This window comes from Streptomyces sp. NPDC051064, from assembly GCF_044455985.1.
Classification (GTDB): domain Bacteria; phylum Actinomycetota; class Actinomycetes; order Streptomycetales; family Streptomycetaceae; genus Streptomyces.
Map to the genome: position 1 here is coordinate 789902 of NZ_JBITFK010000002.1, position 17061 is coordinate 806962.

The following is a 17061-nucleotide window of genomic DNA, read 5'->3' on the forward strand; positions in this document are numbered from 1 at the left end:
GCATGAAGCGCAAGCTCATAGCGGCAGTAGGCGTCGCAGCGATGATGACCGGAATCGCGGCGTGTGGTGGGGACAGTGGCGACAACGCTTCGAAGGACCCGAAGGACCGTACCGAGAGCCTGACGGTCTGGCTCATGGTCGACGCGCAGAGCACCTGGCCGGAACTGGTCAAGGACGTCAACGCGCAGTTCAAGAAGAAGTATCCGAAGGTCAAGGTCGACGTCCAGTACCAGCAGTGGGCGGACAAGGCCAAGAAGCTCGACACCGCGCTCGGTGGTGACAAGTTCCCGGACGTCGTCGAGCTCGGCAACACCGAGACGATGCAGTACATCCTCAACGGCGCGCTGGCCGAGATCGACCCCAAGAAGTACGACAACTCGGATACCTGGATCAAGGGCCTGAAGGACACCTGCACCTTCGAGGGCAAGCAGTTCTGTGTGCCCTACTACGCGGGTGCCCGTGTCGCGGTCTACAACAAGGACATGTTCAAGAAGGGCACCGGCAGCGACGCCCTCCCGCAGACCGAGGACGAGATGCTCGCCGCACTCGACAAGGTCTCGGCCGAGTACAGCAAGAAGGACAAGCGCTTCTCGTCCCTCTACCTGCCGGGCCGTTACTGGTACGCCGCCATGTCCTACGTCGCGGGCTACGGCGGCTCCATCGCCGAGTACGACGAGGGCGCGAAGGAGTGGAAGGGCAACCTCTCCTCGCCCGAGTCCCAGAAGGGCATCGAGCACTTCGTCAACCTGGTCAAGAAGTACAACAAGGCCGACCAGACCAAGGACGAGCAGGACCACGCCAACGTCATGGCCAACGAGAAGGCGGCCCTGATCTACGGCAACGGCTGGGAGGCCGGCTCCGTCGTCGACGGCGCCAACAACGGCAACCCGAAGCTCGAAGGCAAGATCGGCACGGCCGGCATGCCCGGCCCGAACGGCAAGGCCCTCCCGTCCTTCATCGGTGGTTCGGACCTCGCGGTGACCGCCAAGTCCAAGGTCACCGACCTGGGCGAGGAGTGGATCTCGCTCTTCACCAGTGAGAAGTCGCAGGAGGCGCTCGCCGCCAAGAACATCCTCCCGAACAACGAGAAGCAGCTCGAGCCGCTGAAGTCCAAGCCGGAGACGGCCGCTGTCGCCAACGCGGTGCCGGACGCCTGGTTCACGCCGATCGCGCCGGGCTGGACCTCCATCGAGAAGGAGGAGGTCCTGGAGAACATGCTTCTGGAGATCCTCAAGGGCGGTTCGGTGGCCGACGCGGCCAAGAAGGCCGACGACAAGATCAACGAACTGATCAACAAGTAGTCCCCGGGCTTCGGCTCTCCAGGCGGGGGTCCGGCGAACACCGGGCCCCCGTCCCCTTTTTCTCAGGTAGAACGCCGTGATTCCCGGGTGCAGATCCCCGGAATCCCGATGGAAGGTCAGTCACGTGACTGCTGCCGACACCAAGGCCGCCGGTCCACCGGTCCCCGTACCGAGTGTCCCGGAGAAGACCGGGACCTCGCCCTCCGAGCAGCAAACCGCCGGACCGCGCCCGAAGAAGCGGCGGAAGAAGGGGGAACTCCTCCCCTACCTCCTGATCCTGCCGGCGATCCTGGCGATCGCCGCCGTCTACGTCTACCCGCTGGTCAAGACCGTGATCATGTCCTTCCAGGACCTGGGGCGGGCGGCCCTCTGGGGCAACGGCGAGGCCCCGTGGGTCGGCTTCGAGCAGTTCACCAACATCCTCGGCGACCCGGAGTTCTGGTCGGTCGTCGGGAGAACCGTCGTCTTCATGACCGTCTGCGTCGTGCTGACCATGGGGCTCGGCCTGCTCATCGCCCTGATGATGCTGAAGGTCTCCACCTGGGTGCGGCTCGTCCTCACGGTGGCGCTGATCGCCGCCTGGTCCATGCCGCTCATGGTCGCCGCGTCGGTCTTCCGCTGGCTCTCCGACTCCGACTACGGCCTGATCAACACGCTGCTCGCCGACATCACGGGCAACGAGGACCGGTGGCTCGGCCACAACTGGTTCCTCGACCCCTGGCAGGGCTTCGGCATCATCACGCTCCTGGTCGTCTGGGGCGCCATCCCGTTCGTCGTCATCACGATGTACGCGGCCCTCACCCAGGTGCCCAAGGAGTTGGAGGAAGCGGCCGCTCTCGACGGAGCCACCGCGTTCGGGGTCTACCGCTACGTGACCTGGCCCGTCATCAAGCCGGTCTTCACCATGGTCGCCACGCTCTCCGTCATCTGGGACTTCAACGTGTTCGGCCAGATCTGGCTGCTGCGCGGCAACAAGCCCGAGCCCGAGTACGAGACCCTCGGCCTCTACTCCTTCTCCAAGGCGTTCGAGTCCACCTCCTTCAGTCAGGGCAGCGCGATCGCACTGATCACCGTCCTGATGCTCTCCGGCGTCGCCGTGTACTACCTGCGCCAGCTGATCAAGACGGGAGAGGTCGAATGAGCGCCTCCACGCCCACGAACACGCCGGCCCAGGTCCTGCGGCCCGACCGTAGGAGGAACCGCCTCGGCTACAACATCCTGGCGCTGGTCACGGCCGGGCTCATGGCCTTCCCGGTCTACTGGCTGATCGTCAGTTCTCTGCGCCCCAACCACGAGATCCGGTCCTACGACCAGACCTTGTGGCCGTCCTCCCTCACGTTCGACAACTTCGCGCGCGCGGTGAAGCAGGACAACTTCTCCACCGCCATCCAGTCGAGCCTCATCGTCTCGGTCACGGCCGTCGTCGGCGGCATGATCATCGCGACCCTCGCGGCGCTCGCCATCGGACGCTTCCGCTTCTTCGGGCGGAAGGCGCTGATGATGGTCATGATCCTGGTCCAGATGCTGCCCCCCACCGCGATGCTGATCCCGATCTACCTCCAGCTCAACGCGATGGGAGGCATCGACGAGTACTGGGGACTCATCGTCGTCTACCTGGTCTCCACGCTGCCCTTCGCGACCATCATGATCCGCGGATTCGTGATCAACATCCCCGTGGAGCTCGAGGAGTCCGCGATGGTGGACGGCTGCACCCGCATGCAGGCCTTCCGACGGGTCGTCTTCCCGCTGCTGGCGCCCGGGCTCGCGGCCGCGTCCATCTTCGCGCTGGTCAACGCCTGGAACGAGTACCTCTTCGCGTACATCCTGATCAACGACAACTCCAAGTACACGCTCAACGTGTGGCTGATGACCTTCACGACGGAACGCGGAACGGACTACGGCGCGCTGATGGCGGCCTCCACGCTCATCTCCATCCCGGTCGTCATCTTCTTCATGATCATCCAGGGGAAGATGGCTACGGGGCTCACCTCAGGCGCCGTGAAGGGATAACGCAGCCCATGACCACCCTCGTATCCACCATGGACACCGTCACCCGCGACGCGCTCGCCGTGCTCCAGCCCGGCTTCACCGGGACGACCGCCCCGGACTGGCTCCTGCGCAGGGTCGGGGAAGGCCTGGCCTCCGTCGGGCTGTTCGGCCGGAACATCCACTCGCCCGAGCAGCTCTCCGCGCTCACCGCCCGGCTGCGCGCCGAGCGGGACGACGTACTCGTCGCGATCGACGAGGAGGGCGGTGACGTCACCCGGCTGGAGGTCCGCAACGGCTCGTCCTTCCCCGGCAACCTCGCTCTCGGCTCCGTCGACGACACCGATCTGACCAGGGCCGTCGCCCGGGAGCTCGGCCGTCGGCTGGCCGAGTGCGGGGTCAACCTCAACTGGGCGCCGTCCGCCGACGTCAACTCCAATCCGGGCAACCCGGTCATCGGCGTACGCTCCTTCGGCGCCGGCACCGGGCTCGTCGCCCGCCACACCGCCGCGTACGTCGAGGGCCTCCAGTCCGCCGGTGTCGCCGCGTGCACCAAGCACTTCCCGGGGCACGGCGACACGGCGGTCGACTCGCACCACTCGCTGCCCCGCATCGATGTGGACCTGGACACCCTGCACGCCCGTGAGCTGGTGCCTTTCCGGGCGGCCATCGCAGCGGGTTCCAAATCAGTGATGAGCGCACATATTCTGCTTCCCGCACTCGACCCGACGCGGCCCGCGACTCTGAGCCCCCAGATCCTCACCGGTCTGCTGCGCGAGGAGCTGGGCTACGACGGACTGATCGTCACCGACGGCATGGAGATGGATGCCATCGCCGGCACGTACGGCATCGAGCGGGGATCCGTCCTCGCCATCGCCGCGGGCGCCGACGCCATCTGTGTCGGCGGCGGGCTGGCCGACGAGGACACCGTGCTGCGGCTGCGCGACGCGCTGGTGACGGCGGTGCGGACCGGTGAACTGCCCGAGGAGCGGCTGGCCGACGCGGCCGCACGTGTACGGGCCCTCGCGTCCTGGACGCAGGGGGCCAGGGGGGCTGCCTCGGAGCCGGGCGCGGACACGCAGGAGGGGACCGCGCCCGGCCCCGGAGCCGACATCGGGCTGGTCGCGGCCCGGCGGGCCGTGACGGTCACGGGCACCGCCGAGCCGCTGCGCGAGCCGGCCTACGTCGCGGCCTTCACCCCGGTGGCCAACATCGCGGTCGGCGACGAGACACCGTGGGGCGTCGCGGCCGAGCTGGCCCGGATCCTGCCCGGCACGGAGACGGACACCTACAGCACCGCGAGCGCCTCGCCGGCCGCCGAGGTGCTGAGGGCGGCGGGGGAGCGGCGCATCGTCGCCGTCGTCCGTGACGTCCACCGGCACGCGTGGATGCGCGAGGCGCTGGACGCCGTGCTGGCCGCCCGTACCGACACAATCGTGGTCGAGATGGGCCTGCCCTACGCGCCGCCCCGGGGCGCCCTGCACATCGCCACGCACGGCGCGGCGCGGGTCTGCGGGGTCGCGGCCGCGGAAGCGCTCACGGGCTCCTGAGCCCGGGGGGAGCGACGCGTGAGGGCCGGGTCACCGTCACAGGTGCCCGGCCCTCACGCGTTCGGGGCCCTACAGGCCCTGCCACCGCGGCTTCGCGGCATACGTGGCGCGGAAGTAGTCCGCCAGCTTCAGCTTGGACGCCGCCGCCTCGTCGACCACCACCGTGGCGTGCGGATGCAGCTGGAGCGCCGAGGCCGGCACGACCGAGGCGACCGGGCCCTCGACCGTCCGGGCGACCGCTTCGGCCTTGCCCTCGCCGGTGGCGAGCAGGATCGGGTGGCGTGATTCCAGGATGGTGCCGATGCCCTGGGTGATGACGTGGCGGGGCACCTGCTCGATGTCGTCGTCGAAGAAGCGCGCGTTGTCGATCCGCGTCTGCTCGGTCAGCGTCTTGATGCGGGTGCGGGAGGCGAGCGAGGAGCACGGCTCGTTGAAGCCGATGTGCCCGTCGGTGCCGATGCCGAGCAGCTGGAGGTCGACGCCGCCGGCCTCGGCGAGCGCCTTGTCGTACTCCTCGCAGGCCGCCTGGACGTCCTCGGCGGCGCCGTCCGGGCCCATGAAGGACTTCTCGGACAGGCCGAGCGGTTCGACGACCTCGCGCAGCACGACCGAGCGGTACGACTCTGGGTGGCCTGCGGGCAGCCCGACGTACTCGTCGAGCTGGCAGATGCGGGCGCGCGAGGCGTCCACGGCGCCGGAGCGGACCTTCGCGGTGAGGGCCTGGTAGATGGGCAGCGGGGTCGAGCCGGTGGCCACGCCGAGCAGGGCGTCGGGCTTGCTGCTCAGCAGGGACGCGATGGCCTCCGCGATCAGTTCGCCGCCTGCTGTGGCGTCCGGGACGATGACAACTTCCACGCTGTGCCTGCCGATCTGGAGAGTGGCGTCATGTGGTATAGACCAATCTGGAAGCCAATCTAGCAGAACGGCGCGGCCGTGAGGTGAACCGTCCGCCTGTGGGTCATCGGTTGTCGCCCTGTCGGCGGACCGTCCCGGCCGCGGGGGGAGCGCCCCCGGAAACACCCGCGGGCCGCGGCGCCGGGACAGGACCCTCAGCCTGTCCGGCACCGCAGCCCGGAGCTGCAGGCCGGCGGTGTGCGGTGCCTCCGGCCACTGGAGGCACCGGCGCAGTCAGGGCAGAGAGCGCCGGATACCTCGGTCCGCTCTCCTGTGCGGGGAGAGCGGAGGTCTGTCTCGTGGGGGGACACGTCCTGACCGTGTCACCCCTACGTGGTGCATTGTGGACTAGACCAATAGACCCTGTCCATCCATGTGCGCGGACAATCTCCCGCCCGCGCACGCGTCCTCACAGTGTCACGCATCCGGGGACCGAACGGTTCGGAACCTCTTCGTCTGTACGGGTACGCTCGCCGTGTGCCCTCCATGAACGACCTCGTCCGCCAGCACACAGCCCTGAGTGACACCGACCTCGAGTGGCTCCATCTGCTGGTCTCGGAGTGGCAGCTGCTCTCCGACCTGTCCTTCGCCGACCTCGTCCTGTGGGTGCCCACCCGCGACGGGACCCGCTATGTGTCCGTCGCGCAGATGCGGCCCAACACCGGCCCCACCTCCTACCAGGACGACATGGTCGGCCACCTCGTGCCGCGCGGCCGCCGGCCGCTGCTCGACGCCGCCCTGGACGAGGGCCGCATCGTGCGCGAGGGGGATCCGGAGTGGCGGGAGGAAGTGCCCGTCCGGGTCGAGTCGATCCCCGTGCGGAGAGAGGGCCGGATCCTCGGGGTCATCGCCCGCAACACCAACCTGCTCACCGTGCGCACGCCGTCGAGGCTGGAGCTCACCTATCTCCAGTCCGCCTCCGACCTGGCACAGATGATCGCGGCGGGCTCCTTCCCGTTCCCCGGCCAGCAGGTCGACATGGACGCGTCGCCGCGCGTCGGCGACGGGCTGATCAGGCTCGATGCCGACGGTGTCGTGCAGTACGCGAGCCCCAACGGCCTCTCCGCCTACCACCGGCTCGGCCTGGCCTCGGACCTCGTCGGCCACAACCTCGGAGAGACCACCGCCGAACTCGCTCCGTCCCGCGGCCCGGTGGACGAGGCCCTGGTCAAGGTGGCGAGCGGATACGCGCCCCGGGAGTTCGAGGTCGAGGGCGCCGGCGGGGTCATCCAGCTGCGCGCGATCCCGCTCAAGCCCAAGGGGGTGCGCATCGGTTCGCTGGTACTGCTCCGCGACGTCACGGAACTGCGGCGCCGCGAACGGGAATTGATCACCAAGGACGCCACCATCCGGGAGATCCACCACCGGGTGAAGAACAACCTCCAGACCGTGGCCGCCCTGTTGCGGCTCCAGGCGCGCCGGATGGACTCCGAGCGGGGTCGGGAGGCGCTCAACGAGGCGGTGCGGCGCGTCGGTTCGATCGCCATCGTCCATGAGACGCTGTCCCAGAATCTGGACGAGCGGGTCGAGTTCGACGAGATCGCCGACCGGGTGATCGCGATGGTCGCGGAGATCTCGCCCGGAAAGGTCACCTGCCGGCGCACGGGGCGCTTCGGGATTCTCGACGCGGAGGTGGCCACCCCGCTCTCCATGGTGCTGACCGAGGTGCTGCAGAACGCCCTGGAGCACGCGTTCACCGTGGCCGAGCAGGGCACGGTTGAGGTGTCCGCGGTGCGCGGCGGCTCACCGGCCGAGGGCCGGCTGCTGATCACAGTGACGGACGACGGGCGCGGGCTGCCCGAGGGGTTCGACCCGCAGCGGGCCGGCAATCTGGGACTGCAGATCGTGCGGACTCTGGTGGAGGGTGAGCTGGGCGGCACCTTCGGCATGGTCCCGGCCCCGGTGCGCGGTACGCAGGTGGTGCTCGACATCCCCGTACAGAACGACAAGTAGCGCGGCGGCGGCGACGGCCGCCGTACAGCAGTGGGCCCGGACCGTTGTGACGGTCCGGGCCCACTGCGTGGTGCTCACGGTGCGATGCGCTTCGGGGGTACTGCGCGCTGCGACTCGAAGGCGGGGCTGTGCGTACGCTCTGTACGCGCCGCCTGGCTGAGGCTCGTTGCGGGGGGCGTCGGTCAGGCGCTGGCGTTACGCGCCCGGTTGCGAGCGGCGCGGCGCTTCATTGCGCGGCGCTCGTCCTCGCTGAGGCCACCCCAGACGCCGGAGTCCTGGCCGGACTCGAGCGCCCACTGCAGGCACTGCTCCATGACGGGGCAGCGACGGCAGACGGCCTTGGCTTCCTCGATCTGCAGCAGCGCAGGACCGGTGTTGCCGATGGGGAAGAACAGCTCGGGGTCTTCCTCACGACAAACGGCGTTGTGACGCCAGTCCATGGCTGCTACCTCTCCTTGGTGTTACATGCTGGTGCTTGTGAATGTGAACGCTTTCACGAATCCCCCCGCAGGCGAAGGTCCGACGCCCAGATGAACTGGATGTGGTCCTGTTGTGGTGAGGAGGGGTTCTGGCTTTCAGTGGAGGCCGATGTTGCGGGCCGTCCCGATCGCCATGTAGAGATTCGCAAACCTCGGCGGCGGATACAACCCCTTGTGGAAAGTTTTTTTTGATTCCTCGGTGTCGACTAGGTCACAGCCGTACTTCTAAGGGGTGGGGGCCAGCCCAAACGTTCGAGTTAAAGGACTTTCGCCCCTTCTACTCACACAATCACACGCAGTGCACGGCGTACGCCTGTGAACGTCACGCTCGTACGCAGTCCCAGGTGGTCACCGTCCATCTGGAAGGGCAGTGGGGCCTTGGAATGCAAGGTGAAGTCCGTGAGGTCGTGCAGGGACACGGCGTGCTTGCCGTGCGGGCCCTTCTCCGGGCTCGAAGTGAGCAGCTGAGTGGCGTACCGGGTCACGGCGGGGGTGGAGAGACGCTTCAGGCCGAGGACGTCCAGGGCGCTGTCGAAGGATGCCTTCGGGGAGGCGTATATCGGACGATTCCCCAGGTAGGTCCAGGGTGCGGTGTTGCAGATTATCGACAGCGCGAGGTCGGTGACCGGGTCCTGGCCGGGGACCTCCAGCGTGATCATTCCGTTGCGCCGGTGCGGGTCGTCCATGAACTGCCGGAGCACCTGGCGCACGTACAGCGCATGGGTCGAGCGCTTGCCCCGCTCGCGTTTCTGTTCGACCCGGCCGATGACGCCCGCGTCGAATCCGAGCCCCGCGCAGAAGGTGAACCACCGGCCGGGGACGGCCTCGTCCGCCGTGCCCGGGGTGCCGGCCGCCAGGCCGAGCCCCACCGTGCGCTCGCTGCGGGCCTCGAGGGCGTCGAGGATGGCGCCCGTCGCCTCCACGGCGTCGTTCGGGATGCCCAGGGCCCGGGCGAAGACGTTGGTGGAACCGCCGGGGACCACGGCGAGGCTCGGCAGGCCCTCCGGATCCGGACCGTCGTGCAGCAGTCCGTTGACCACCTCGTTGACCGTGCCGTCGCCTCCGAGCGCGACCACCAGGTCGATGTCGTCGGAGTCGGCTGCCCGTCGCCCCAGGTCCCGGGCGTGCCCGCGGTACTCCGTGGTCACGGCCTCGATCTTCATCTCGCTCGCCAGGGCGTGGATCAGCACGTCACGCGTACGCGCGCTGGTAGTGGTGGCAGCTGGGTTGACCACGAGAAGTGCGCGCATGCCCGCCAGGGTACCTACCGCGCGGTACCGCCCTGAAGTCCGATCCGCCGGGTCCACGGATGGTCACGCAGCGTGATTCGTTCACGGTGCCATGGGGGCCGGCGCCCCGGCTTCGCGTTCAAGGGGCCGGGATGCGAATCTGAAAGGCGTGAGCACTCAGCAGAACACGCCCCCTCCGTCGCCCTCGGCCGGCCAGGAGAAGCCGGGGCGGATCGCCGCACTGGCCGGACTCAACGCGCTCGAGGGCGCGGCGCTCGCCGTCGGCGGGATCTACATGCTGGCCGTCGGTCTTTTCGGCCGGCCCGACAGTATCCAGCAGGCCGAGATGGGCGGACTCACGCTGGTGGCGCTCGGCCTGATCCCGCTCTTCGCCGCCCGTGGCCTGCTGCGGCGCCGCAGCTGGAGCCGGGGCCCCGCTCTCATCACCCAGCTCATGGCGCTGCCGGTGGCCTGGACGCTGCTGCGTGCTCAGGGGGCCCTGATCCCGGCGGGTATCGCCCTCGCGGCGGTCGCCGTGACGGCGCTCGTGCTGCTGTTCGACCCCGCGACGACGGAGGCGCTGGGCATCCGTCGGGGGCCGCGGACGACCCCCGACGCCTGAGATCTGCCGCGGCGCGACCCGTCCTGCCGGCCGGGCCGCGGCTCTGTCCGCCCAGGGGCGGCTACTCCTCCACGAGCAGCCGCTCGCGCAGCTGCGCCAGTGTGCGGGCCAGGAGGCGGGAGACGTGCATCTGGGAGATGCCGACCTCCTGTGCGATCTGCGACTGGGTCATGTTGCCGAAGAAGCGCAGCAGCAGGATCCGCTTCTCGCGCGGCGGGAGATCCTCCAGCAGCGGCTTGAGCGACTCGCGGTACTCGACGCCCTCCAGCGCCTCGTCCTCGGAGCCCAGCGTGTCCGCGACCGCCGGCGACTCGTCGTCCGTATCCGGGACGTCGAGCGAGAGGGTGCTGTAGGCATTGGCCGATTCCAGCCCCTCCAGGACCTCCTCCTCGGAGATGCCCAGACGTTCCGCCAGCTCGTGCACGGTGGGGGAGCGGCCGTGCTGCTGCGAGAGCTCGGCGGTTGCCGTGGTCAGCGACAGCCGCAGCTCCTGGAGACGCCGCGGGACCCGCACCGCCCAGCCCTTGTCCCGGAAGTGGCGCTTGATCTCGCCGACGACCGTGGGGGTCGCGTACGTCGAGAACTCGACGCCGCGGTCCGGGTCGAACCGGTCGACCGACTTGATCAGCCCGATCGTGGCGACCTGCGTCAGGTCGTCCAGCGGCTCGCCGCGGTTGCGGAATCTGCGGGCCAGGTGCTCCACGAGCGGCAGATGCATCCGCACCAGCCGGTTGCGCAGCTCGGCCTTCTCCGCCGACCCGTCGGGAAGCTCCCGGAGCTCGATGAAGAGCGCCCGGGCCGCACTGCGGTCGTGCGGATCGTGGTGCCCGTGCTCGCTCATCCGGCCCGCCCGCTCCGTCTGCGACTGCTCCGGCGCGGCCGGCCGGCCCTGTGTGCCCTCCGCCCCGCCTTCCGGATGCGGCCGGGCCTGCTGCTCCGGAAGGGCGGCCGGGCGCACCGGCTCCGACCGGATCGTCTCGTCCCGCACAGGACCGTCCCCGTTCCCGTCGCTCACGCCGGCCCGGGTCCCGCGCCGCGCTGTTTGTAGAGGCTGATGCTGACCGTACGGTCGTCGGCGACCGTGGAGTCGACCTTGCCGGCCAGTGCTGAGAGCACCGTCCAGGCGAAGGTGTCGCGCTCAGGAGCGCGGCCGTCCGTCGTGGGGGCCGAGACGGTCACCTCGAGGGAATCGCCGACGAGTCGGAAGACGCAGCTGAGGACGGAGCCGGGCACGGCCTGCTGGAGCAGGATCGCGCAGGCCTCGTCGACCGCGATGCGAAGATCCTCGATCTCGTCGAGAGTGAAGTCCAAGCGCGCTGCGAGGCCGGCCGTGGCCGTACGCAGCACCGACAGGTAGGCACCCGCAGCGGGCAGCCGGACCTCTACGAAGTCCTGGTTCCCGGGCTCGCCTGCGATCTGGGACACCCTCACCTCCAAGGTGGCACAAACTCGTTCGAGGCTCCGGGACGGGTGCCCGGGGCCATGCGGTCCGTCGTCGGTTCTGTGGTTCGGCGACGCTGTCGCGACCCATGATGCCGTGTCGCCGAGACCGCAAGCCGCTGATTACTCATGGTAGGCATATGAGTACACACAGTGGCTAGGGGTCTGCGGCGGTCAATTGCGAAGAACCGGCGCCGGTTTGACGTACCCAGACGTCAGACGATCGAACCGTCCACGAAGCACCAGCGCCAGCTCTCCGCGCATTCGAAGCTGCGCATCACCGGATGACCGGTCGTCTCGAAGTGTGCCGTCGCGTGCTTCAGCGGCGAGGAATCACAGCACCCGACGTGACCGCAGACGAGGCAGAGCCGCAGTTGCACAAAATGGGTGCCGGCCGCCAGACACTCGAGGCAGGTGTCGCTGAGCGGGGCGGGTTCGGGGCGCGGCAGTTCGGATACGTGGAGGCACTCACTCATGATGGCCACGTTACGACGGGTGAGGTCGTTACGTCGGATGTGAGGACAGTGAGATGGACGCATTGCCGCTGGTGGCGCTGGTCGCGGCAAGCGCGGCGGTCGCGGGGGCCGCCCGCCGGACACCGGTGCCCCCGCCGCTGCTGCTGGTCGCCGCCGGTCTGCTGGCCTCCTACCTGCCAGGAGTGCCGAGCTACACGCTGGACGCGCACATCGTGCTGCCGCTCCTCCTGCCGCCGTTGCTGTACACGGCGGCGGTCGACAGCTCCTACCTCGACCTGCGGGCCAATCTGCGGCCGGTCGCCCTGCTCTCCGTGGGGTACGTGCTCTTCGCGACGGTCGCGGTGGGATGGCTGGCCTATCTCCTCGTCCCGGACCTGCCGCTCACCGCCGCGCTGGTGCTCGGCGCGGTGGTCGCCCCGCCGGACGCCGTCACGGCCGCGGCGATCGCGCGCAGGGTGGGACTGCCCGCCCGGATCACCACGATCCTGCAGGGTGAGTCCCTGGTGAACGACGCCACCGCGATCACCGCGTTCAAGGTGGCCCTCGCGGCGGCCGTCGGCGAGGGCATGAGCTGGGGCGCCGGGATCGGTGAATTCGTGCTGGCGTCGGTCGGCGGCATCGGTGTCGGCCTGCTGCTGATGGTGCCGCTGCACTGGCTGCGTACGCACCTCAAGGAGGCGCTGCTCCAGAACACTCTGTCGCTGCTGATCCCTTTCGTCGCCTACGCGGCCGCGGAGCGGGTGCACGCCTCCGGGGTGCTCGCCGTCGTGGTCGTCGCGCTCTACCTGGGGCACCGCTCCTGGCAGGTCGACTTCGCGACGCGGCTCCAGGAGGCGGCGGTCTGGAAGATGGTCGCGTTCGTCCTGGAGTCCGCGGTCTTCGCCCTCATCGGGCTGCAGCTGCCCTTCGTGCTCCGGGGGCTCGGCTCCTACAGCGTGTCCGAGGCCTTCGGATACGCGGTCCTCGTGTTCGTGGCCGTGGTCGTGGTGCGCTTCGTCTGGGTGTACCCGGCGACCTACCTGCCGCACTGGCTCTCCGGACGCATCAGGGAGCGCGAGGGGGAGCTCTCCTGGAGCTCGCCCCTGATCGTCGGGTGGGCCGGGATGCGGGGCGTCGTCTCGCTCGCCATCGCCTTCTCCATCCCCATGGTCACGCATGACGGGGAGGACTTTCCCGCGCGCAACCTGGTGCTCTTCCTGACCTTCACGACCGTCATCGGGACGCTGGTCGTCCAAGGGCTGAGCCTGCCCCTCCTGGTACGCGTACTGAAGCTGCCGAGGCGCAGCGAGCGGGCCGCGACGCTGGCCGAGGCGCAGGCGCAGAACGAGGCCTCCACGGCCGCGGACGCCTCGCTGGAGGCGCTGCTGGCCGATCCGAGCAACGCACTGCCCGACCCGCTCGTCCAGCGGCTGCGCGCCGTCATGGAACGGCGCCGCAACGCGGTCTGGGAGAGGCTCGGCGCGGCCAATCCGGTCACCGGGGAATCGGCGGACGACACCTACCGGCGGCTGGCGAGGGACATGATCGCCGCCGAGCGCGAGGTCTTCGTACGGCTCAGGGACGAGCGGCGGATCGACGACGAGATGCTGCGTGTCCTGCTGCGGCGGCTGGACCTGGAGGAGGCCGCCGCCTACCGGGAGTCGGACGGCGCGTGATCACGCCCCGGGAGGTTCAAGGCCGGCCCGTGACGACCGCGGTGACCGTGGAGCCCGGAGCGAAGGCGCCCTCCCCGGCCAGCACCGTCAGCCCGTACAGGAGTTTGGCCACGTAGAGCCGCTCGACGGGCAGGCCGTGGCGGTCCTCGAAGTCGTCGGCGAAGGCGTGCAGTTCCGGAGTGGTGCGGGCGTACCCGCCGAAGTGGAAGCGTTCGTCCAGGGACCACTGTCCGGTCGGGGCGCCGAAGGCCTCCCGCTGCAGATCGCGCACCGCCGCTCCCAGGAAGCCCCCACGCAGGACGGGGACACCCAGGGCGAGCTGTCCGTGGCCGAGCCCGGCGGCCAGCCCCGCCAGGGTGCCGCCGGTGCCACAGGCGACGGCCACCGTGCCGGTCCGGCCGAGCAGTTCCCGGCCGAGCTCTGTGCAGCCCTGTGCGGCGAGCGCGTTGCTGCCGCCCTCCGGGATGACCACACACTCCCCGAAGAGGCGCAGCAGGCCTTCCAGGACGTCGGGAGAGGCCTTCGCGCGGTAGGTCGCCCGGTCCACGAAGTGCAGACGCATGCCGTCGGCCGCACATCGCGCGAGTGAGGGGTTCAGCGGGCGGGCGGCCAGTTCGTCCCCCCGTACGACGCCGACGGTGGGGAAGCCCAGCAGGCGCCCGGCGGCGGCCGTCGCCCGGAGGTGGTTCGAGTAGGCGCCGCCGAAGGTGAGAACGGTACGGCCGGCGGCGGCCCGGAGATTGAGGGCCAGTTTGCGCCACTTGTTGCCCGGCAGGTCCGGGTGGATCAGGTCGTCGCGCTTGAGGAGCAACGTCACGCCGTGCCGCGCGAAGCGCTCGTCCTCGGCCGGCTGCAGGGGCGAGGGGAGCACCGGCTGCAGCCGGGGGAGGTCGAGCTCTTCGCCGGTCATGCCCTCATTGTCCGCCGCCCGGGGATCTCCTACGTCAGCCGGTCGTGGATGCGGTTGCGCATCCCCGTCATCGAGAAGCCGCGCGGGTCGACCTTGCCGGGCTGCCACTCGAGGTGCCCGATGACCGAGGGGGCGTCCCAGCCGTGGAAGCGGCAGGCCGCCGCCGCCGCCTTCTCGATGGCCTCGAGCTGGACGGCGGGCCACGGGTCCTTCCCGTCGCCGAGGTTCTCGCACTCGAAGCCGTAGAAGTGGCGGTTCCCGTCGGTGTTGGACTCGTTGTCCGACGGCAGGCGCTTCTCGGCGATGACGGCGCGCAGGACGTCGTCGTCGCCGAGCCCGGCGTGGTTGGCGCGGCCGTAGCCGACCAGGTGGACCCGGCCGTCCTTGGCGATCACCCCGTGGCAGAGGGGGCCCGGGAGCCCCGAGTAGCCGTCGCGGCAGATCTCGACGGTGCGGGCGGTCCCCTTCGTGACGGTGTGGTGGATCATCACGCCGTGCACCGGCCCCCAGGGGCCCTTGTGGTTGCGGTTGTGCGTACGCCAGTCGCCCACCTGGACGACGGTGAGTCCTTCGTTCTTGAGGGCCTTGAGGAAGTTGCTGGCGGACATCGGTGAGGACATGGCCGACTCCTTCGTTGGCGGGGGAGCGTGTCCGTACAGCGCTTGTACCGGAACACGAGGCTCCGGCAAACCTGTTCGAGCGCTGTTCGCATCGCGTGCGATTCGATCCGGACAGCCCGGGAGTACCCCGGGCGAGCCGTGCTCAGTCCTGGGCGAGCCAGAGATCGGGGCCGAACACCTCGTAGTGGATGTCTGCCGACGCCACTCCCTTCGCGAGGAGTTGCGAGCGGACGGCGCGCATGAAGGGCAGCGGACCGCAGAGGTAGGCACGGGTGCCCGGGGCGACCGGGAGGCCGCTCAGGTCCACGGTGCCGGTGCGCCCGGCGGTCCGGCCGGGCTCCGGGTTCTCGTACCAGAAGTGGGCGGACGCTCCGGGGAGCTCGGCGGTGAGCGCCTCGTGGTCCGTACGGAGCGCGTGATCGGCCGGGGACCGGTCGCCGTGCACCACGGTGACGGGCGAACGGTGACCCTCCTCCGCGAGGTGCTCCAGCATCGACATGATCGGCGTGCAGCCGATGCCGGCCGAGGCGAGGAGCAGCGGGGCGTCGGAGCCGTCGAGCACGAGATCTCCGTACGGCGCCGAGACGCGCAGCCGGTCGCCCGTGTCGAGCCGGGCGTGCAGGTGCGCGGAGACCTCGCCCTCCGGGCCCTCCGCGCCCCGTACCCGCTTGACCGAGAAGGAGCGCAGGGCGGCGCCGGGCGCCCCGGTGAGGCTGTACTGGCGTATCTGGCGGGCGCCGTCGGGGAGTTCCACCTGGACGGAGATGTACTGCCCCGGCCGGAAGGCGGGGGCCGGTGCGCCGTCGGAGGGGGTGAGCCGGAAGGTGGCCACGTCAGGGGTGTCCTCGACGCGGGAGACCACGGTCCATTCGCGCCAGACGTCGCCCGCCGTCACGCACTGCTGCGCGTAGAGCCGCTCCTCGATCGCGATCAGGGCGTTGGCCATCAGCCAGTAGACCTCGTCCCAGGCTGCGGCGACCTCGGGGGTGACGGCGTCGCCGAGAACCTCGGCGATCGCGGCGAAGAGGTGCGTGTGCACGATCTCGTACTGCGGGGCGGTGATGCCGAGCGAGGCGTGTTTGTTGGCTATACGGCTCAGCATCACATCGGGCCGGGTGTCAGGGTGCTCGACGAGCTGGGTGGCGAAGGCGGCGATCGACCCGGCGAGCGCCTGGCGCTGTGTGCCGGAAGCCTGGTTGCCCCGGTTGAACAGGTCCCGGAGAAGCTCCGGGTGGGCGTCGAACAGCTTCCGGTAGAAGAGGTCCGCGATGTCCCCGATGGCCGCCCCCACGGCGGGAAGTGTCGCTCGGACAGTGGCGGTCGACGTCTCGGAGAGCATCGGGTGACTCCTGGGTGTGAGGGCCCGCCGCATCGCGGTCGGCCGGATAACTGGTATGTGAGATGCGTATTTTTGACCGGCGTGAGCCTGTCGCGCGCAGTGGGGTGTGCGGGGGCGGTGGCGCGGCGGATCAGCCGGGCGTGGGGCGGCCGCGGCTGATGCCCATCAGCAGCGGGCCGGTGGGGGAGGAGACGAGATCGCCGACCGTGAGCGGGTCGAGCGAGGCGTAGAACGCCTCCTCGGCCCGGCGCAGTGCGGAGCGGAGCAGGCAGGCGGAGCGCAGGGGGCACGGTGTGCCGCCCTCGCATTCGACGACCTCGCCCGGCCCTTCCAGCTGCCTCACCAGGGCGCCGATCGAGGCCCCCCGGCCTGCGGTGGTGAGGGAGAGGCCCCCGCCCCGGCCCCGGCGCGCTTCGACCAGGCCGAGGTGCTGGAGGCGGGCGACGACCTTCGCCGCGTGGGTGTACGGCACCTGCATGGTGGCCGCCACCTCGCGGGTGGTCGGCGGGTCCTCGCCCTCCGTCGTGACGGTCAGGCGCATGAGCATCCGCAGCGCCACGTCGGTGAATCGCGTCAGCCGCATGGCGGCAGCGTAGGTAAGTTGCAT

Annotated in this window: 17 protein-coding genes; 7 read left to right on the plus strand and 10 right to left on the minus strand. The window is 69.7% G+C overall.

What is annotated here, in order from left to right:
- Positions 1–2: 2 nt before the first annotated feature.
- From ACIBCU_RS10525 to ACIBCU_RS10540, 4 genes are all read left to right on the plus strand, one after another.
- Positions 3–1301 (plus strand): sugar ABC transporter substrate-binding protein, encoded by a 1299-nt coding sequence (locus ACIBCU_RS10525; protein ID WP_399230597.1) that lies wholly within the window; start codon positions 3–5, stop codon positions 1299–1301.
- Positions 1302–1425: 124 nt separating this feature from the next.
- Complete coding sequence (locus ACIBCU_RS10530) at positions 1426–2442, plus strand: sugar ABC transporter permease (protein ID WP_362935220.1); 1017 nt, start codon at positions 1426–1428, stop codon at positions 2440–2442.
- Positions 2439–3311 (plus strand): carbohydrate ABC transporter permease, encoded by an 873-nt coding sequence (locus ACIBCU_RS10535; RefSeq protein WP_362935217.1) that lies wholly within the window; start codon positions 2439–2441, stop codon positions 3309–3311. The genes ACIBCU_RS10530 and ACIBCU_RS10535 overlap by 4 nt, the downstream gene beginning before the upstream one ends.
- Positions 3312–3319: 8 nt before the next feature.
- On the plus strand, positions 3320–4837 hold the full coding sequence (locus ACIBCU_RS10540) for a glycoside hydrolase family 3 protein (RefSeq protein ID WP_399230600.1): 1518 nt from the start codon (positions 3320–3322) through the stop codon (positions 4835–4837).
- Between the two features lie 69 nt (positions 4838–4906).
- Here the strand turns inward: ACIBCU_RS10540 and nagB are convergent, their stop codons facing one another.
- The gene (gene nagB, locus ACIBCU_RS10545) at positions 4907–5692 is read right to left on the minus strand and encodes a glucosamine-6-phosphate deaminase (RefSeq protein WP_362935211.1); all 786 of its coding nucleotides are present in this window, start codon (positions 5690–5692) and stop codon (positions 4907–4909) included.
- Positions 5693–6217: 525 nt separating this feature from the next.
- On the opposite strand from nagB, the gene ACIBCU_RS10550 reads away from it, so the two are divergent.
- Positions 6218–7684: a PAS domain-containing sensor histidine kinase gene (locus tag ACIBCU_RS10550; protein WP_358966096.1), complete on the plus strand. Its 1467-nt coding sequence runs from the start codon at positions 6218–6220 to the stop codon at positions 7682–7684.
- Positions 7685–7866: 182 nt separating this feature from the next.
- Here ACIBCU_RS10550 and ACIBCU_RS10555 read toward each other — a convergent pair whose 3' ends face one another.
- Both ACIBCU_RS10555 and ACIBCU_RS10560 read right to left on the minus strand, forming a co-directional pair.
- Positions 7867–8124, minus strand: coding sequence for a WhiB family transcriptional regulator (locus ACIBCU_RS10555; RefSeq protein WP_003953983.1), 258 nt, complete (start codon positions 8122–8124; stop codon positions 7867–7869).
- A gap of 320 nt (positions 8125–8444) precedes the next feature.
- The gene (locus tag ACIBCU_RS10560) at positions 8445–9413 is read right to left on the minus strand and encodes a diacylglycerol kinase family protein (protein ID WP_362935208.1); all 969 of its coding nucleotides are present in this window, start codon (positions 9411–9413) and stop codon (positions 8445–8447) included.
- 148 nt (positions 9414–9561) lie between these two features.
- Between ACIBCU_RS10560 and ACIBCU_RS10565 the strand changes: the two genes are divergently transcribed.
- Complete coding sequence (locus ACIBCU_RS10565; RefSeq protein WP_362935205.1) at positions 9562–10014, plus strand: hypothetical protein; 453 nt, start codon at positions 9562–9564, stop codon at positions 10012–10014.
- A gap of 61 nt (positions 10015–10075) precedes the next feature.
- On the opposite strand, the gene ACIBCU_RS10570 is transcribed toward ACIBCU_RS10565, so the two are convergent.
- From ACIBCU_RS10570 to ACIBCU_RS10580, 3 genes are all read right to left on the minus strand, one after another.
- Positions 10076–11029: an RNA polymerase sigma factor SigF gene (locus ACIBCU_RS10570; protein ID WP_399230603.1), complete on the minus strand. Its 954-nt coding sequence runs from the start codon at positions 11027–11029 to the stop codon at positions 10076–10078.
- Positions 11026–11439: an anti-sigma regulatory factor gene (locus ACIBCU_RS10575; protein ID WP_014154139.1), complete on the minus strand. Its 414-nt coding sequence runs from the start codon at positions 11437–11439 to the stop codon at positions 11026–11028. Before ACIBCU_RS10575 ends, ACIBCU_RS10570 begins: the two co-directional genes overlap by 4 nt.
- 230 nt (positions 11440–11669) lie before the next feature.
- Complete coding sequence (locus ACIBCU_RS10580) at positions 11670–11930, minus strand: UBP-type zinc finger domain-containing protein (RefSeq protein ID WP_399230605.1); 261 nt, start codon at positions 11928–11930, stop codon at positions 11670–11672.
- Between the two features lie 53 nt (positions 11931–11983).
- Here ACIBCU_RS10580 and ACIBCU_RS10585 point away from each other — a divergent pair, with 53 nt between their 5' ends.
- On the plus strand, positions 11984–13585 hold the full coding sequence (locus tag ACIBCU_RS10585; RefSeq protein ID WP_399230607.1) for a Na+/H+ antiporter: 1602 nt from the start codon (positions 11984–11986) through the stop codon (positions 13583–13585).
- A gap of 16 nt (positions 13586–13601) precedes the next feature.
- Here the strand turns inward: ACIBCU_RS10585 and ACIBCU_RS10590 are convergent, their stop codons facing one another.
- The 4 genes from ACIBCU_RS10590 to ACIBCU_RS10605 all read right to left on the minus strand — a co-directional run bounded on the left by ACIBCU_RS10590 (position 13602) and on the right by ACIBCU_RS10605 (position 17037).
- Complete coding sequence (locus tag ACIBCU_RS10590) at positions 13602–14495, minus strand: pyridoxal-phosphate dependent enzyme (protein ID WP_362935193.1); 894 nt, start codon at positions 14493–14495, stop codon at positions 13602–13604.
- 29 nt (positions 14496–14524) lie between these two features.
- A complete protein-coding gene (locus ACIBCU_RS10595; RefSeq protein WP_399230610.1) occupies positions 14525–15115 on the minus strand; it encodes an N-acetylmuramoyl-L-alanine amidase in 591 nt (196 codons plus the stop codon).
- A 142-nt stretch (positions 15116–15257) separates the two neighbouring features.
- On the minus strand, positions 15258–16454 hold the full coding sequence (locus ACIBCU_RS10600) for a globin domain-containing protein (RefSeq protein WP_399230612.1): 1197 nt from the start codon (positions 16452–16454) through the stop codon (positions 15258–15260).
- A gap of 130 nt (positions 16455–16584) precedes the next feature.
- A complete protein-coding gene (locus tag ACIBCU_RS10605; protein ID WP_399230614.1) occupies positions 16585–17037 on the minus strand; it encodes an RrF2 family transcriptional regulator in 453 nt (150 codons plus the stop codon).
- Between the last annotated feature and the right edge of the window lie 24 nt (positions 17038–17061).

What these genes read in the sequence shown, in the direction of transcription:
- ACIBCU_RS10525 (WP_399230597.1), top strand. Translation starts at nt 3, where the DNA reads ATGAAGCGCAAGCTCATAGCGGCAGTAGGCGTCGCAGCGATGATGACC.
- ACIBCU_RS10535 (WP_362935217.1), top strand. Translation starts at nt 2,439, where the DNA reads ATGAGCGCCTCCACGCCCACGAACACGCCGGCCCAGGTCCTGCGGCCC.
- ACIBCU_RS10540 (WP_399230600.1), top strand. Translation starts at nt 3,320, where the DNA reads ATGACCACCCTCGTATCCACCATGGACACCGTCACCCGCGACGCGCTC.
- ACIBCU_RS10550 (WP_358966096.1), top strand. Translation starts at nt 6,218, where the DNA reads ATGAACGACCTCGTCCGCCAGCACACAGCCCTGAGTGACACCGACCTC.
- ACIBCU_RS10555 (WP_003953983.1), bottom strand. Translation starts at nt 8,124, where the DNA reads ATGGACTGGCGTCACAACGCCGTTTGTCGTGAGGAAGACCCCGAGCTG.
- ACIBCU_RS10560 (WP_362935208.1), bottom strand. Translation starts at nt 9,413, where the DNA reads ATGCGCGCACTTCTCGTGGTCAACCCAGCTGCCACCACTACCAGCGCG.
- ACIBCU_RS10580 (WP_399230605.1), bottom strand. Translation starts at nt 11,930, where the DNA reads ATGAGTGAGTGCCTCCACGTATCCGAACTGCCGCGCCCCGAACCCGCC.
- ACIBCU_RS10585 (WP_399230607.1), top strand. Translation starts at nt 11,984, where the DNA reads ATGGACGCATTGCCGCTGGTGGCGCTGGTCGCGGCAAGCGCGGCGGTC.
- ACIBCU_RS10590 (WP_362935193.1), bottom strand. Translation starts at nt 14,495, where the DNA reads ATGACCGGCGAAGAGCTCGACCTCCCCCGGCTGCAGCCGGTGCTCCCC.
- ACIBCU_RS10595 (WP_399230610.1), bottom strand. Translation starts at nt 15,115, where the DNA reads ATGTCCTCACCGATGTCCGCCAGCAACTTCCTCAAGGCCCTCAAGAAC.
- ACIBCU_RS10600 (WP_399230612.1), bottom strand. Translation starts at nt 16,454, where the DNA reads ATGCTCTCCGAGACGTCGACCGCCACTGTCCGAGCGACACTTCCCGCC.
- ACIBCU_RS10605 (WP_399230614.1), bottom strand. Translation starts at nt 17,037, where the DNA reads ATGCGGCTGACGCGATTCACCGACGTGGCGCTGCGGATGCTCATGCGC.